The following is a 13,951-nucleotide window of genomic DNA, read 5'->3' as shown; positions in this document are numbered from 1 at the left end:
CAGGCATTCACGATGTATGCAAACCCTGGAAAGGCAGAAGGCGCCATCTTTGGCGCCTTCTTTCTTTTTGGTCAGCAAAAGCAGATGGGGGTGCGAGCAGCGTTTTCTCTGGGGGCGATTTCAATCGCCAAGCAGACCGCAGGTCTGCCTTTTTGGGGCATCCCCCTCGCTCCTACAAGGAATGGCGCCACTTGCAACATTCAACGCAGACAGGGCCAATGAATTCGCTCCACAAGGCAATGCCCACCCCATGAGCCGATCCGTCAGGCGATGCAGGCCTCGAACGCCACTTGCAGTGCCGCCGCATCGATGGCCCCGCGCTTGCCGATAACGATCAGTTGGGTATGCGGAGCCCTGTCCTCCCAGCCGTCACCGGGTTTGATCTCGCTGCGACTGCCCACCAGGTGCAAGATGCAACGTTTCCCCGGCACCTCGGCAATCTGGCACACGCCCTTGGCACGATAGATTTTGGCCGGCAAGGCCGCCAGCATCTGACGCAAAGCCTTCAGTGACAACGGCTGATCGCAGCTGAAGCTCCAGGTATCGAACAGCGCACCGTGGTCAGGCTGCGTGGCACCGGCCACGAGCGGCGTGGGTCCTGTCGCCACCGGCTTGAACGACATGGCCTTGCTGAACCTCCCGACGTCCAGCACCAGCTCCAGCGGCACCTCACCATATTGGCTCTCCAGCAACCGCGCATTCGGGTAGAGCCAGCGCGCTTTCAAGGCCTCGATCTGGCCGCGGCTGACCCGGTCAACCTTGTTCAGCACGATGATGTCGGCCACGTCCAACTGCTCCATGGCCAGTTGCGCCATGTCACCCTCGAGGTTCTCGAACTGCTCGGCGTCCACCACCGTGAGGATGCTGTCGATGCTGAGCACATCGCGGAACTGCGGGTAGCGCAGGGTATTGGCAATCTTGCTCGGGTTGGAGACGCCGCTGGCCTCGATAATGATGTATTCGGGACGATTCTGCCGATCATCGAGCAGACGGCCGAGCTGCTCGATCAGGTCGCTTTCCACTGTGCAGCAGATGCAACCGTTGGCCAGGCTGACCATGGTCTGGGTCTGGCTGACGATCAATTGGCTGTCGATATTGATGGCGCCGAAGTCGTTCACCATCACCGCCATGCGTAGGCCGTGGTCGCTGGTGAGGATGCGGTTCAGCAACGTAGTCTTGCCCGCGCCGAGAAAGCCGGAAACGATGGTCACTGGGATGCTGTTGCGTCTGCTCATGGCCCTTGGCCTCTTGGCAATGGGCCGGGGCAAAACCCGGCCGGTTGGATCAGAAGTTCGGCAGTTCACCGCGCCAGATTGCGGCATGCTCGGTGTCATCGAACTCGCCCTGGCGGTCCCAGGTCACTTCCCCTTGAAGCAACGTCAGCTGCACCTGGGTGTTGTGGATGTTGCCCTTCGCCTCGACCTCGAACAGGTTGCGATCGAGCACGATCAGGTCGGCGGACTTGCCGACCTCGATCGAGCCCGCCTTGTCCTCGATGCCCATGCACCAGGCGCCATTGAGGGTCATCACGCGAATGGCCTGCTCCAGGGAAATCGGGTTGCCGTAGAAGCTGCCCTCCTCCTCGCCGAACGGGTTCTCGCGGGTGATCATCGCCTCGAAACCGATCCAGGGGTTGATGCTGGAGACCGGCCAATCGGTGCCCATGACCGCCACGCCGCCGGCGTCCAGCACGCCCTTGAAGTTGTAGGCGCGCTGCATGCGGTCTTCGCCGAATACCGCACGTGCATAAGCGAATGACGACGGGAACCAGCCCACCGGCGAGAACTCGGCGGTGACCTGCAACTCGGCGAAACGCGGCAGGTTGGCGTCCAGCAGTGTGGTGCTGTGGGCGCACTGGTGGCGCACGCCGCTGTTGCCGTTGCGGCGGCGTGCCTCAGCCACGGCGTCGAGGAACAGGTCGGATGCGCCATCCCCGGTGCAGTGGGCAATGACGCGCACACCCTTGCGGTCCATGTCCACCACCATGTCGGTGATGTGTTCCGGGGTCAGGTTCAGGTGGCCGCGCCAACTGCTGTCGCCCGGCCAGGCGCTGGACAGGTAGGACGAGCGCGACTCGTGGGTGCCATCGAAGTGGAACTTCACCGCGTTGGCATTGAGCCGTGCGCTGCGATAGAAGTGGCGTTCGCCGGCCAGCAGTTCCCAACGGCGCTTCACCGGGAAGATGTCGTCCTGCCAGCTGATTGCCGCTTCCACCCGCACGGACAACTCGCCCGCCTGGTCGATGGACTTCAGCGCATTGAGGCGATGCTCACAGACATGGACGTACTTGGTACCTACCACACCGTGACCACTCTGGAACTGCACACCTTCGCGGTAGGCGCGTTTCAGCGCATGTTGTGGAGTCGGTGGCATGGCGGCATGGATCAGCGCATAGGCACCATCCACCAGGATGCCGGTGGGCTCACCGGTGACGCTGTCACGCTCGATGTAGCCATGGCGCGGGTCTTGGGTATCGGCGTCGATGCCGGCCAGTTCCAGCGCCCTGGAGTTGACCATCATGCAGCCCCAGGAGCGGTCGAGGATCGCCACTGGGCGGTCCGGCATGAAGCTGTCCAGCCAGTCGCGGTCGGCTACCAGCCCGGCCTGCTTGAAGGTGTAGCGCACGAAGTACTGGCCATAGACCCAACCCTCGCCGGGGTGGGCCGCGGCGTAATCGAGGATGGCCTGCTTGACCTGTTCCGGCGTCGGATCTTCCAGGCCCACTTCCAGGTAGCCCGCGTAGCCGGGGGCCAATGCCAGGTCAGGATGCGTGTGCATGTCATACAGGCCTGGCATGGCGAAGCGGCCGTTGAGATCGAGCACGCGAGTGTTCGCGCCGATCAGCGGGTCGACATCCGCGGCACTGCCGACGGCGATGAAACGCCCGCCGCGAATCGCCACGGCTTCAGCCCAGGGATTGGCCGCATCCACGGTGTAGATGCGCCCGTTGGTCAGCACCAGGTCGGCAGCACCGGCTGGGCCAGGAACGTTGGACGAGCGGAAGTCGGTGTGTTTGTCCATGTCAGAGAAGTCCCGATCAGAAGTCTTTTGGAAATCGGCACGACCGGAGCGCCCGTCCGGCGCTCCGGCAGGCGGATCAACCGACGATCATGTGGCCAAGGAAGGCCAGGATCGGCAGCGAGACGAGCACGCGCAGCACATAGATCAGCAGCAGGTCATGCAACTTCAGGCCGATGTTGGCGCGAATCAGCAGGATGGCCGCTTCGGTGAAGAAGATGATCTGGTTGACCGCAACACCCACCATCACGAAGCGGGTGACTTCGCTCTCGATGCTGGCACCGAGGATCGACGGCATGATGCTGTCGACCATGCCCGCGAGCAGTGCAGGTGCGGCCTTCTCGGCTTCCGGCAGTTGCAGCAGCTCGAGGTACGGCACCAGCGGCACCGACAGGATCTGGAACAGACTGGTGAACTCGACCAGCGACAGGCCCACGCAGCCGATCAGCATCATCGCCGGGTAGACGGAGATGGCGATGTCCAGGCTTACATGCACGCCGTGCTTGACCTGGGCCAGTGGCGAAGGAGCGCTGTCGGCACGCTCGATGGCGCGGCGCAGGCCCAAGGCGAACAGCCCCTCGCCGTCGCGGCGATCGGTCTTCAGCTGTTTGCCAACCGCCGGGTTGTAAGCCTGCGGCTTGCCGCGCAGCGGCGGCAGCTTCGGCACGATCAGGGCACAGATCACACCGGTGATAGCTACGGCGATGTACCACTGGACGAATACATGCTCCATGCCGATCAGCTTGAGCAGCAGGTAGGAATAGGCGATCGACACGATGGAGTAGTTGGTGGCGATCACACAGGCCTCACGGCTGGTGTAGAAGCCCTGGCGATACTGCTGGGTGGTGAGGATGATGCCCACGCTGGACGCCGCCAGCCAGGAGGCCAGGCAGTCCACCGCAGCACGGCCGGGCAGCCCAAAAAGCTTCTCGAAAGCGCGGCTGACCAGGCTGCCGATGAACTCCATCAGACCGTAGTCGGTCAGCAGCGGCAGGAGGATGGCGGAGAGGAAGTAGATCGCCAACACCACCGGACCCACGTCATAGAGCATCACGCCGCCAGTATTACGGTGCCAGACCCACTCTGGGCCGATCTTCCAGTACACCATCACCATCAGCACCGCGCCGATGGCTCGAACCGCCGTCCAGGCCAGACCCGGGTTGAACAGCTGGATGAAGCGATTGGGATTCTTCTTCAGCGGGCTAAAGGTCACCAGCACGGTAATCAGGCTGGGGATGGTCGCGATGCCGACAGTGACCGGCACCATCATTGGCTTGATGACGTCGTTGATGTAGTCGATGACGAAGGCAATCAGGATGGTGCTGCGGCCGTCGATGTCCATCGGCGTCAGGAACAGCAGCATGCCGAGCAGCGACGGAATAATGAAGCGCAGCAATTGCGCCGTGCTGTACTGGCTCAGGATGCCTCCAGACCGTGGAATGGCCGCTCCGGAATCGGGTTGTTCATGCATGGTGGTCACACCTTCTTGTATTTGTAGTGGATATCGAGCCGGAGCAGCGCAGAGACTCCCGGCACGTGCAAAGTTGATCAGCGTTTCTGGATCAGGGCGGATTCAGCGATCAGTCCCGATAGGAACGGTCGAGCCGGTCCAGTCTGCGCAGCTCGGCCTGCCACACCAGATCCACGCTTTCCAGGTGGTAGCGCTCGTTCTCGAGTTGGCGGGCAGTGAATTCACAGGCTTCAGGGGATGGAAGGATCAGCGGTCGACCGGTCTTCATGGCCTGCAGCTGAATCTCGCAGGCCTGGTTCAGGTAGAACATCCGGAAGTAGGCTTCAGCCACGCTGCGACCGACGGTGAGCAGGCCATGGTTGCGCAGGATGGCGCACTGCTTGTCGCCCAGGGCAGCGACGATTCGCGCACGCACCTCCAGATCCAGCGGAACACCTTCATAGTCGTAATAGGCGACCCGCTCATAGAACATCATGTTGGTCTGGTTCAAGGGCAGCAAACCCTCTTCCAGAGCCGCTACCGCCATGCCGGCGAGGGTGTGCGTATGCATCACGCAAACCGCATCGTGGCGATTCATGTGGACGGCGCTGTGGACGGTGAAGCCAGCCGGGTTCACTTCGGGCGCCCTGTCATCGAGCTTCTTGCCATTCACATCGATGGCCACCAGGTTGGAGGCGCTGACCTCTTCGGGCCGCAAACCGTACTGGTTGATCAGGAAGGCCGGCTCATCCGTCGGCAGACGCACCGAGATATGGGTAAAGACCTGGTCACTCCAGCCGTTGACGTCCAGCAGCCGATAGGCTGCCGCGAGGTCCGTACGGAGCGACTGTTCTGTAGTTGTTCTGTTCATTGCGCGTTCCCGCCAGTCTGGTATCGACAACAAGGGGAGCTTGGCCACCTCCCTGTGCGGACGCGCCGTTCAGACTGCGCCTACTCCACCTTCATCCCTTGTGGCGCAGCTTATGGCGCTTGTTGAGGGCGGAATATCGATTTATCCTCCTGAGACTCATTCCAAAACGTAATGAACTCCCGTGCGCCGACAGCTCCCCAGCATGATCTCCCTGAGTTGTTTTGCCGCCTTCGCTCGGCACATGAGCGTTACCAAGGCAGCCGAAGAGCTCAACCTGACGCAAAGCGCCGTGAGCCGGCAGATCAAGAACCTCGAAGACATGCTCGGCTGCACCCTGGTGGAGCGAGTCAAGCAGCGCCTGCTACTCACCGACTCCGGTCGTGAGTACGTGCAGGAAGTCAGCCTGTTGCTGGATCAGCTGGAAGCGGCCACGCATCGCGTGCGCAGCAGCCACTCCGGACGCCTGCGGGTCGGTGCCGAACCGTCCTTCACCACCCGCTGGCTGCTGCCGAAACTCAAGGAATACGCGCGTCTGCATCCCGAGATCGAGCTGGAGATCATGAACGACCTGCGCCGGCTCTATGATCGCCACGAGGGCTATGACGTCGGGATCCTGTACGGCGACGGCAACTGGCCGGAGTTCGATTCACGCTACCTGATGGCAGGGGAAATGGTCGCGGTGTGCGCACCGGAATTGCTCGAGCGCTATGGTCCGATCATCGATCGGCGCGACATCCTGCGCTATCCGCTGCTGCACCATACCTCGCTCACGACGTTGACCAAGTCGTCCACGCAGCTCTGGCTTCACAGCGCCGGGCTCACCCCCAGGGAGATCGAAGCCCTGCCCGGCCAACGCCTGGAGCATTTCCAGTTCGTGCTGGACGCCGCCCTGCATGGCCTGGGCGTGACGGTGCTGCCACGCTTCTTCGTGGCCAGGGAAGTCGAGGAAGGGCGTCTGGTGATCGCCTGCCAGGAACCGCTGGTTTGCGGCAGCTACTACGTCGTCGTGCCCAAGCAGACGCGCGATTCGAAGATCACCCGCTTCGCCGAATGGCTGTTGCAGTGGGCGGAAGAGCAACCCTGATCATTGATGGGTTGAGATGGGGGAGCGAATGAATTGGCTCTGTCCCAGTTATGTGTTGCCACTGGCTGGCTCCCTTGTAGGAGCCAGCTTGCTGGCGAACGGGCTCATTTCGCGAGCAAGAACTCAGCGTCCCCCTCGCTCCTACAGGGCTCTCAGCCCGACCGTTGATGGCTAGCAACAGCTAACGCCGACAGACCCAATGAATTCGGCCCCACAGAATAACCAGGCCGCAATCAGGCCGGATCACGCCGCAACGGCTGGCACATGCAATGCACCCCGCCACCACCCTTGGCGATCATGCTGATATCCGGATCGTAGACCTTGAGGCCCTGGGCCAGGCACTTCTCCTTCAGCACCTTGCTGGTTGCCGGCAGCAACACGCGGCCTTCGCCCAGGGCAACCACGTTGCAGCCCAGCTCCATGGCCTCCTTGAAGGGGATGTCGACGATCTCGATGCCCTTCCCTTTCAGCCAGGTCACCAGCTCGGGCTCCACCGCTTCGACGCAGACTGCCGCGAGGCGTTCGGCGAGCATCACGCAGAGCGCATCCATGTGCACGAAGAACGGGTCCATGCCATAGAGTTTCACCTCCCAGCCTTCGCGCTCCAACCACGCCTGCAGCTGCCTCACCGCCGGATCCTGGGAGCGCTCGCCGGTGTAGCCACAAAGGATCACGCCCGGCTCCAGCATCATGAAGTCACCGCCCTCGAATGAACCGGCGGTGATCATGTCGTAGATCGGGATGCCGTTGTCCCGGTAGAACTGGATCACCGGGGCGTACTCGCCGCGCCGCCACCACTGTGCCATCTGGGTGACGATGGGACCGAAAGGCGTCATCACGCTGGAGTCACGGGCGAACACCTGATATTTGAGGTTCGGGTCGGTCGGCAACATGTGCACCTTCACGCCGGCTTCCCGGTAGGCATCGACCATTTCAGCATGCTGGGCCTTGGCCACGCGGGCATCGAACTGATAGCCCAGGCGCAGGCTCTTGCGCGAAATGGAGCTGGTTTCCAGCCAATGGTAGTGATCCACCGGGCCGAGCAGTACATCGCGCAGCACGCCATATTCGGAGTCCGCGCCCCATTGCTCCAGGCGCGGCGTATCGCCGCCCTCGCGGCGGTGTTTCAGGGTGAATCCAGTCATTGATGATCTCCAGGGTCAGGAATTGGCCATGTGCAGGATGGCGTGCAGCAAGACATTGGCGCCCGCTTCGAGGTCCTCGGGGGCAGCGTTTTCCGCTTCGTTGTGGCTGATACCCTGTTCGCAGGGCACGAAAATCATGCTGGTGGGGGCGACGCGCGCGATATACACCGAGTCGTGGCCGGCACCGCTGCACATGCGCAAGTGCGAGTAGCCAAGGGCATCCACGGCCTGCTGCACCGCATCCACGCAGCGCGGGTCGAAGGCCACCGCAGGGGAGTGCCACTCTTCGCGAATGTCGGACTGCAGGCCGAGCCGTGTAGCTTCCTCCTCCACCAGGCGGCGGAAGGCGGCGTCCAACTCATCAAGCACGGATTGCTCTGGGTGACGCAGGTCCACCGCCACCACCAACCGTTCAGGCACGGTATTGCGCGAGCCCGGCTCGGCACGGATATCGCCGAAGGTGACTCGTGCCCAGGGGCCATGGGCTTCAGCCAGGGCGTACAGGCGCTGGAGGATCGGGGCCAGTCCCATGAAGGGATCGCGGCGCACCGTCATCGGTGTCGGCCCCGCATGCACCGGCTGACCAGTCAGCGTCAGGTCATACCAGCGAATGCCTTGCACGCCGGTGACCACGCCGATCTGACGATTCTCGGTCTCGAGGATCGGGCCTTGCTCGATATGCACCTCGAAGGCCGCCTTCAAAGGGCGAGCCTCGGCCGGCGCTTCGCCCAAATAGTCGATGCGGGCCAACTCCTCACCGATGGTCAGACTCAGTTTGTCCGCACGACTGTGGCCATAACCGAGGTCGAAGGCTCCGGCCCAGACCCCAGACCCAATCATGGCAGGCGAAAAGCGCGCACCCTCCTCGTTGGTCCACACCACGACTTCCAACGGTGCTTCGGTGGCGATGCCGGCATCGTTGAGGGATTCGATGACCTCCAGCCCGGCCAGCACACCGTAGACGCCATCGAACTTGCCCCCCGTCGGCTGGGTGTCCAGGTGTGAACCGGTGATCACCGCCGGCAAAACGTCATCCCGACCGGCCCGGCGCGCGAAGATGTTGCCCATGCGGTCCACGCTGATGCAGCAACCGGCTGCCCGGCACCATTGCACGAAGAGGTCGCGCCCAGCCTTGTCCAGGTCGGTCAGGGCCTGGCGGTTACAACCACCCTGGGCCGTGGCGCCGATGCGCGCCATCTCCATAAGCCGTGCCCAGAGGCGGTCACCGTTGATGCATAAGGTGTTCGAATCGATTGTTGGCATTGGCTGTCTCCCGGCACTACGCACCCGGCGCCACAGAGGATGTAGCCGGTGCTGAGCATGGGAGTCAGCCTAGGGATGGGTAGTCGGCGCAGCCATACCTAAATTGGGGTACGGCGGCTGAGATAGACCTGCAAGGGATCCTCCCCCGAGTTGCCCCGGGCGCAAGCGATGGCGTTGATGAACAGTGAGAAGAGCTCGCCCTGGGAGCCGATATTCAGCTTGGTGTGAATGTTCTTGCGGTGCACTCGAACCGTGTCCGGAGTGATGTCCAGCGCGCGGGCAATGGACTTCGATGAGTGCCCACGCAGGATCAGTCGGGCCACCTCGCCTTCCCGCTCGGTCAGCACCGAGCGGCCGAAGTCATCGAAGGCACGCTCCAGTTGCGCGTGCAAGGCCTGGCTGGGTGCATCGTTGTACTCGGCAGCCAGCGTACCTTCTGCCCAGTGGCGTTGGGCAGCCGCGCTGACGATGGGCTCGATGCTCTCCAGCGCTTCCAGCTCAGCTGCATCGAACGGCCCGTGTTCGGCCAGGCGCCCCAACGAGACCGCGATGCCTCCGCCCTCTTCCAGCCGGATCAGGTAATTCACTTCATCCGCCAGCCCATGGGAGACATAGAAGGAACGGTAATACTCCGACTCGTGGAAGTGGTCAGGCGCGATGTCCTGCAACCGCACCAGCCCCTGCCTACGGCCTTCGATACAGGCAAGGTGCACGGGGTCGAGCAGGTAAGGCCCTGCCAGGTAGCGCAGCACTTCGTCTCGGCGCTCGGCGCGCACCCGCTCGTCTTCCAGGATCACCGGCCGTTGCGCCAGGCTGTGCGCCACGACGAAAGCGCTGTCGATCTCCACCGCCGCGAAAATCGAGGTCAGCAGCTGACGAGGGAAATCGGCCAGGCCGATCGCCTTGATCAAACAGGCCCCCTGATGCTGCCACTGGGAAAGGTCGAACGTGCTGACGCTCACAGGCTCCCCATCTGGGTTGTTAAAAGGACCGCTGATTCTCCACCAGCCACAGCCGGCGGTCACGCGGACATCACATTGACACAGATGTTATCGCTAACATAGAGTCGCCATTCCTTTACCAGTTGACGGAGGCGGCGCCATGTTCGCACCAGAGCCCAAACCACGTGTCGGCCTGTTCCACACCTGCCTGGTGGACTTCTATCGCCCTAGCGTCGGCTTTGCGGCCGTGCAGTTGCTGGAACAGTCAGGCTGCACCGTCGAGGTCCCAGCCGAACAGACCTGCTGCGGCCAGCCGGCCTTCAACAGTGGCGCCATCGGCCAGGCACGTGCCCTCGCCCGGCAAGTGATCGAAGCCTTCGAAAGGTTCGACTACGTGGTCGGACCGTCCGGCTCTTGCATGGCACAACTCAAGCTGCACTACCCGGAACTGCTGGCCGACGACCCCGCTTGGCATGCCCGCGCCCGAGCGCTGGCCGAGCGCTGTTTCGAGCTGGTCAGTTTCCTCGCCGATGTAAGAGGCCTGGACTCGCTGCGCGCCCGCTACGCGGGCACGGCGACCTACCACGACAGCTGCTCGGGCCTGCGTGAACTGGGCATCCAGCGACAACCTCGCCGGCTGCTGGATCAGGTGGAAGGCCTGACCTTGACTGAAATGCCCGAAGCACAGACTTGCTGTGGCTTTGGTGGCACTTTTTGTGTGAAGTACCCGGATATTTCCGCACGCATGGCCAGCGAAAAGGCCACCAACATCCGTACCAGTGGCGCCGATACCCTGCTCGGCGGCGATATCGGCTGTCTGCTGAACATCAGCGGGCGGCTGAGCAGGCTCGGCATGGACGTACGCGTCTATCATGTGACCGAAGTGCTGGCCGGTATGGCCGATGGCCCGGCCATCGGCGAAGGGAACCCACGCTGATGGATCTGGCCTCCGCTCAGTTCAAACCCGCTGCTCGTGCCGCTTTGCAGGATACCGACCTGCAGGAAGCGATGGCCGAGAACCGCCGTTTTGCCGCCCACGTGCGCCGGCAGGTCGACCTCACCCCAGATTTCCAGGCACTGCGCGATCGGGCCAAGGCGATCAAGGACCACACCCTCGCCCACCTCGATCACTATCTGGAACGCTATGAAGCCGAAGCCACGCGGCGCGGCACCCAGGTGCACTGGGCACGCACCCCGGAGGAGGCCCAGGACGCCGTGCTCGCCATCTGCCGCCAGGCCAATGCGCGCCACGTCATCAAAGGGAAAACGATGATCGGCGAAGAGATGGGCATCAACGCCGCCCTCGCCCGCGCCAGCATCGAACGCCATGAGACCGACCTCGGCGAGTACATCCTGCAACTGGCCGACGAACCGCCCAGCCACATCAACGGCCCCGCCATCCACAAGACTTTGCGGCAGGTGCAGGCCCTGTTCCATGAGCACCACCAGGGCCTTGGCCGCGACCATTACCTGCTGGATCCCATCGAATTGTTGGACGAGGCGCGCCGACTGCTGCGTGAACGCTTCGTCAACGCGGATGTCGGTATCACCGGGGCCAATTTCCTGATTGCCGAAGACGGTAGCCACGTACTGGTGACCAACGAAGGCAACGGTGACCTGGCCAGCACCTTGCCGCGGGTCCGCATCGTCCTGGCCAGCATCGAAAAGGTGCTGCCCACACTGGCCGATGCAGGTACTCACCTGCAGTTGCTGGCCCTGAGTGCCACCGGCCAGCCGCTGACCAGCTACACCTCGATCTATGGCGGCCCCAGTCAGGGGGATGATCTCGATGGCCCCGAGGAATGCCACGTAGTACTCCTCGACAACGGCCGCAGCGAAATGCTCGCCGGTGAGTTTCGCCCCATGTTGCGCTGCATCCGCTGCGCCGCCTGCATGGACAACTGCCCGGTGTACAACTGGGTTGGCGGCCACGCCTACGGCTGGATCTATCCCGGCCCCATGGGCTCGGTGTGGACCCCCAACCTGGTCGGCCTGGAACAGACCACCGACCTGCCCAACGCCTGCACCCTTAACGGTCGCTGCGCCCAGGTCTGCCCCATGCAGATTCCACTGCCCGACATGATGCGCGTGCTGCGCAGCCGACAATGGAGCCAGCGACTCACCGCCCGCACCTCGCGGTGGGGACTCACGCTGTGGGCGGCGATCGCGCGCCGCCCCGCACTCTACCGTCGACTGACCGCGCTGCTTGCCCAAGCGCTGGGGCGCCTGGGCCAGGTGCGTGGCCGTTTCAGGCACCTGCCAATGGCCGGTCACTGGACGCGGGAGCGCGACATGCCGGCGCCGCAGGGCGCTACCTTCCAGCAACTCTGGCGCCAGCGCCAATCGCAGAAGAATGAGGAACACCGATGAGCAGCGCCCGCCAGCAGATCTTCGCCAACCTTCGTGGCGCCCTGGGACGTCGGGCCGAAGATGAAGTCGCCTCGCCACCTTCCATCGCCCTGGGCACCATCCCGTTGAATGACAGGAGCGGTGACGTGCTTGAAGCCCGATTTCGCGAGCGCCTGGCGATGACCGGAGTCACGCTGGAAACCTTGACCCTGGATGAAGTCCCCGCCGCGGTCGCCGACTACCTTGCCCGCCATGCGCTGAAAGGCTCAACCGCCATAGCCCCAGCACTGGCCTCGCTGGCCTGGTCCGCTCGGGAACTGCCCGTGGACATCGGAACTGCAGATCGCCAGCACACGCTGGGTGTTGGCCAGGCCTATGCCGGCATCGCAGCCACCGGGAGCCTTGTCATGGTGGCAAGCAGCCAGAGCCCGTCCGCCCTCAATTTCCTGCCGGAGCATCATCTGGTCGTTCTATCCAGGGCACGCCTGCTGGGCCACCTGGATCAACTCTGGCCGCTTCTGGCGCGCGAAGGAGCATCGGCATCGCAAGCCATCCAGCTGATCACCGGCCCCTCCAGCACCGCAGATATTGGCGGCCAACTCCTTTATGGCGCCCATGGACCGCGCGCAGTGCATGTCCTGCTCGTGGACTAGCGGCACAGTGCAGTTGATTCCCGCGCCACCAGCTCGCTGCCCACATCGATGTTGGCCGCCCAGGGCTCTTCGCCCTTGATGCGCTGGCAGAGCAGCTCCACCGTCGAGTTGGCTACTCTCTCTGCGGGTATTCGCACGCTGGTCAGTGAAGGGGCGGCCACCCGTGCGATCGGCAAGTCACCGAAACCACAGATACCCAGGGCTTGCGGCACAGCAATGCCCAGGCGCTGGCAGGTGAACAAGGCGCCAATCGCCTGCATGTCGTTGGTGAAGAACGCGGCATCGCAGTCCAGCTCGCCACGAGCGAGGCGCTCGATCATATCGACGCCGTCCTCGATGCTCGGAATGGCCGAGGTCTTGTAGCGCTGCGGCTCAACCCCAAGCCCATCCAGCACCGCACGGCGAAAGCCCTGGAAACGCAGGTTCTCGCGCTCGTCGTCGTAGCCGAAGAACGCTGGCTTGCGGTAACCGCAGGCCACCAGGTGGCGACCTGCCGAAGCGCCAGCTGCCCAGTTTGAGAAGCCCACCACCTGGCCCACGGGCTGGCGAGGCACCTCGCCCTCGGGCAGGTCCCAGAGTTCGATCACCGGGATTTCCGCGGCCTGGAGCAGCTCCAGTGTTTCTGGAGAGTGGTAGCCGTAGGCGAGGATCAGGCCATCGAGCTGGCGACCGAGGAATGCACGCAGCAGCTTGCCCTCCTCCTCCTGGGAGAAACGGGTTTCACCGATCAACATATGAAAGCCGGCGCGGGCCAACCCCTGCTGCAGGGTCTCGATGGTCGTCGCGAGAATGGGGTTAGTGATGGTGGTGATCAGGGCGCCGACGATGCCGCTGCGTCTGGTCACCAGCTGGCTGGCGGCCAGGTTGGGCACATAGCCCAGCTCACGCACGGCGTGGTCGATCTTCTGCCGCGTCTGCTCGGAAACGATGTCCGGTTTGGTCAGCGCCCGCGACACCGTCATGCTGGAAACCCCAGCCATCCGGGCAACATCCTGTAGCGTGGGTTTGCTCTTGATCGACATCATGGCCTCTGGCGCCTTTCGGGTACGGGCATTATCCCTGTCCGTCAGGCGCCGAACATCCTTTATCGGCACATGCATGAACCCTGTGGGGGCGAATGCACTCTCTGAGGGCAACGCAGCTACCCCATTGGAGGCCAGGGGCGAACCTGCGGTCC

The 13,951-nt window shown here is 63.2% G+C and carries 12 protein-coding genes; 4 read left to right on the top strand and 8 right to left on the bottom strand.

The window, feature by feature from the left end; genetic code table 11:
• Positions 1 to 263: 263 nt before the first annotated feature.
• The 4 genes from OXH74_RS20445 to OXH74_RS20430 all read right to left on the bottom strand — a co-directional run bounded on the left by OXH74_RS20445 (position 264) and on the right by OXH74_RS20430 (position 5,339).
• Positions 264 to 1,235 carry a CobW family GTP-binding protein gene (locus OXH74_RS20445; RefSeq protein ID WP_375738583.1) on the bottom strand — a complete coding sequence of 324 codons (972 nt, stop codon included), beginning with the start codon at positions 1,233 to 1,235 and terminating at the stop codon, positions 264 to 266.
• A gap of 49 nt (positions 1,236 to 1,284) precedes the next feature.
• Complete coding sequence (locus OXH74_RS20440; RefSeq protein ID WP_375738582.1) at positions 1,285 to 3,021, bottom strand: amidohydrolase; 1,737 nt, start codon at positions 3,019 to 3,021, stop codon at positions 1,285 to 1,287.
• Between the two features lie 76 nt (positions 3,022 to 3,097).
• Positions 3,098 to 4,489 (bottom strand): YjiH family protein, encoded by a 1,392-nt coding sequence (locus OXH74_RS20435; protein ID WP_215380787.1) that lies wholly within the window; start codon positions 4,487 to 4,489, stop codon positions 3,098 to 3,100.
• 109 nt (positions 4,490 to 4,598) lie between these two features.
• A complete protein-coding gene (locus tag OXH74_RS20430; RefSeq protein WP_375738581.1) occupies positions 4,599 to 5,339 on the bottom strand; it encodes a class II aldolase/adducin family protein in 741 nt (246 codons plus the stop codon).
• Between the two features lie 181 nt (positions 5,340 to 5,520).
• On the opposite strand from OXH74_RS20430, the gene OXH74_RS20425 reads away from it, so the two are divergent.
• Entirely contained in the window at positions 5,521 to 6,423 is a 903-nt protein-coding gene (locus tag OXH74_RS20425) for a LysR substrate-binding domain-containing protein (protein WP_375738580.1), read from the top strand.
• A 233-nt stretch (positions 6,424 to 6,656) separates the two neighbouring features.
• Here the strand turns inward: OXH74_RS20425 and OXH74_RS20420 are convergent, their stop codons facing one another.
• The 3 genes from OXH74_RS20420 to OXH74_RS20410 all read right to left on the bottom strand — a co-directional run bounded on the left by OXH74_RS20420 (position 6,657) and on the right by OXH74_RS20410 (position 9,742).
• On the bottom strand, positions 6,657 to 7,568 hold the full coding sequence (locus tag OXH74_RS20420) for a dimethylarginine dimethylaminohydrolase family protein (protein WP_375738579.1): 912 nt from the start codon (positions 7,566 to 7,568) through the stop codon (positions 6,657 to 6,659).
• Positions 7,569 to 7,583: 15 nt separating this feature from the next.
• Complete coding sequence (locus OXH74_RS20415; RefSeq protein ID WP_375738578.1) at positions 7,584 to 8,831, bottom strand: Zn-dependent hydrolase; 1,248 nt, start codon at positions 8,829 to 8,831, stop codon at positions 7,584 to 7,586.
• Positions 8,832 to 8,929: 98 nt separating this feature from the next.
• The gene (locus tag OXH74_RS20410; RefSeq protein WP_375738577.1) at positions 8,930 to 9,742 is read right to left on the bottom strand and encodes a LuxR C-terminal-related transcriptional regulator; all 813 of its coding nucleotides are present in this window, start codon (positions 9,740 to 9,742) and stop codon (positions 8,930 to 8,932) included.
• Positions 9,743 to 9,932: 190 nt separating this feature from the next.
• Here OXH74_RS20410 and OXH74_RS20405 point away from each other — a divergent pair, with 190 nt between their 5' ends.
• From OXH74_RS20405 to OXH74_RS20395, 3 genes are read left to right on the top strand one after another with little or no spacing between them, the layout of a single operon-like run.
• Entirely contained in the window at positions 9,933 to 10,709 is a 777-nt protein-coding gene (locus tag OXH74_RS20405; protein WP_375738576.1) for a (Fe-S)-binding protein, read from the top strand.
• Complete coding sequence (locus tag OXH74_RS20400; RefSeq protein WP_375738575.1) at positions 10,709 to 12,142, top strand: lactate utilization protein B; 1,434 nt, start codon at positions 10,709 to 10,711, stop codon at positions 12,140 to 12,142. The genes OXH74_RS20405 and OXH74_RS20400 overlap by 1 nt, the downstream gene beginning before the upstream one ends.
• Complete coding sequence (locus OXH74_RS20395; protein WP_375738574.1) at positions 12,139 to 12,774, top strand: lactate utilization protein C; 636 nt, start codon at positions 12,139 to 12,141, stop codon at positions 12,772 to 12,774. The genes OXH74_RS20400 and OXH74_RS20395 overlap by 4 nt, the downstream gene beginning before the upstream one ends.
• On the opposite strand, the gene OXH74_RS20390 is transcribed toward OXH74_RS20395, so the two are convergent.
• Complete coding sequence (locus OXH74_RS20390; RefSeq protein WP_375738573.1) at positions 12,771 to 13,799, bottom strand: LacI family DNA-binding transcriptional regulator; 1,029 nt, start codon at positions 13,797 to 13,799, stop codon at positions 12,771 to 12,773. The genes OXH74_RS20395 and OXH74_RS20390 overlap by 4 nt on opposite strands.
• Positions 13,800 to 13,951 lie beyond the last annotated feature (152 nt).

The sequence above is a fragment of the Metapseudomonas boanensis genome (genome assembly GCF_042232855.1).
GTDB classification, from domain to species: Bacteria; Pseudomonadota; Gammaproteobacteria; order Pseudomonadales; family Pseudomonadaceae; genus Metapseudomonas; species Metapseudomonas boanensis.
The sequence above is the reverse complement of the archived record's forward strand: the minus strand, read 5'-3'. Positions and strand labels throughout refer to the sequence as shown.

What these genes read in the sequence shown, in the direction of transcription:
- OXH74_RS20445 (WP_375738583.1), bottom strand. Translation starts at nt 1,235, where the DNA reads ATGAGCAGACGCAACAGCATCCCAGTGACCATCGTTTCCGGCTTTCTC.
- OXH74_RS20440 (WP_375738582.1), bottom strand. Translation starts at nt 3,021, where the DNA reads ATGGACAAACACACCGACTTCCGCTCGTCCAACGTTCCTGGCCCAGCC.
- OXH74_RS20435 (WP_215380787.1), bottom strand. Translation starts at nt 4,489, where the DNA reads ATGCATGAACAACCCGATTCCGGAGCGGCCATTCCACGGTCTGGAGGC.
- OXH74_RS20430 (WP_375738581.1), bottom strand. Translation starts at nt 5,339, where the DNA reads ATGAACAGAACAACTACAGAACAGTCGCTCCGTACGGACCTCGCGGCA.
- OXH74_RS20420 (WP_375738579.1), bottom strand. Translation starts at nt 7,568, where the DNA reads ATGACTGGATTCACCCTGAAACACCGCCGCGAGGGCGGCGATACGCCG.
- OXH74_RS20415 (WP_375738578.1), bottom strand. Translation starts at nt 8,831, where the DNA reads ATGCCAACAATCGATTCGAACACCTTATGCATCAACGGTGACCGCCTC.
- OXH74_RS20405 (WP_375738576.1), top strand. Translation starts at nt 9,933, where the DNA reads ATGTTCGCACCAGAGCCCAAACCACGTGTCGGCCTGTTCCACACCTGC.
- OXH74_RS20400 (WP_375738575.1), top strand. Translation starts at nt 10,709, where the DNA reads ATGGATCTGGCCTCCGCTCAGTTCAAACCCGCTGCTCGTGCCGCTTTG.
- OXH74_RS20395 (WP_375738574.1), top strand. Translation starts at nt 12,139, where the DNA reads ATGAGCAGCGCCCGCCAGCAGATCTTCGCCAACCTTCGTGGCGCCCTG.
- OXH74_RS20390 (WP_375738573.1), bottom strand. Translation starts at nt 13,799, where the DNA reads ATGATGTCGATCAAGAGCAAACCCACGCTACAGGATGTTGCCCGGATG.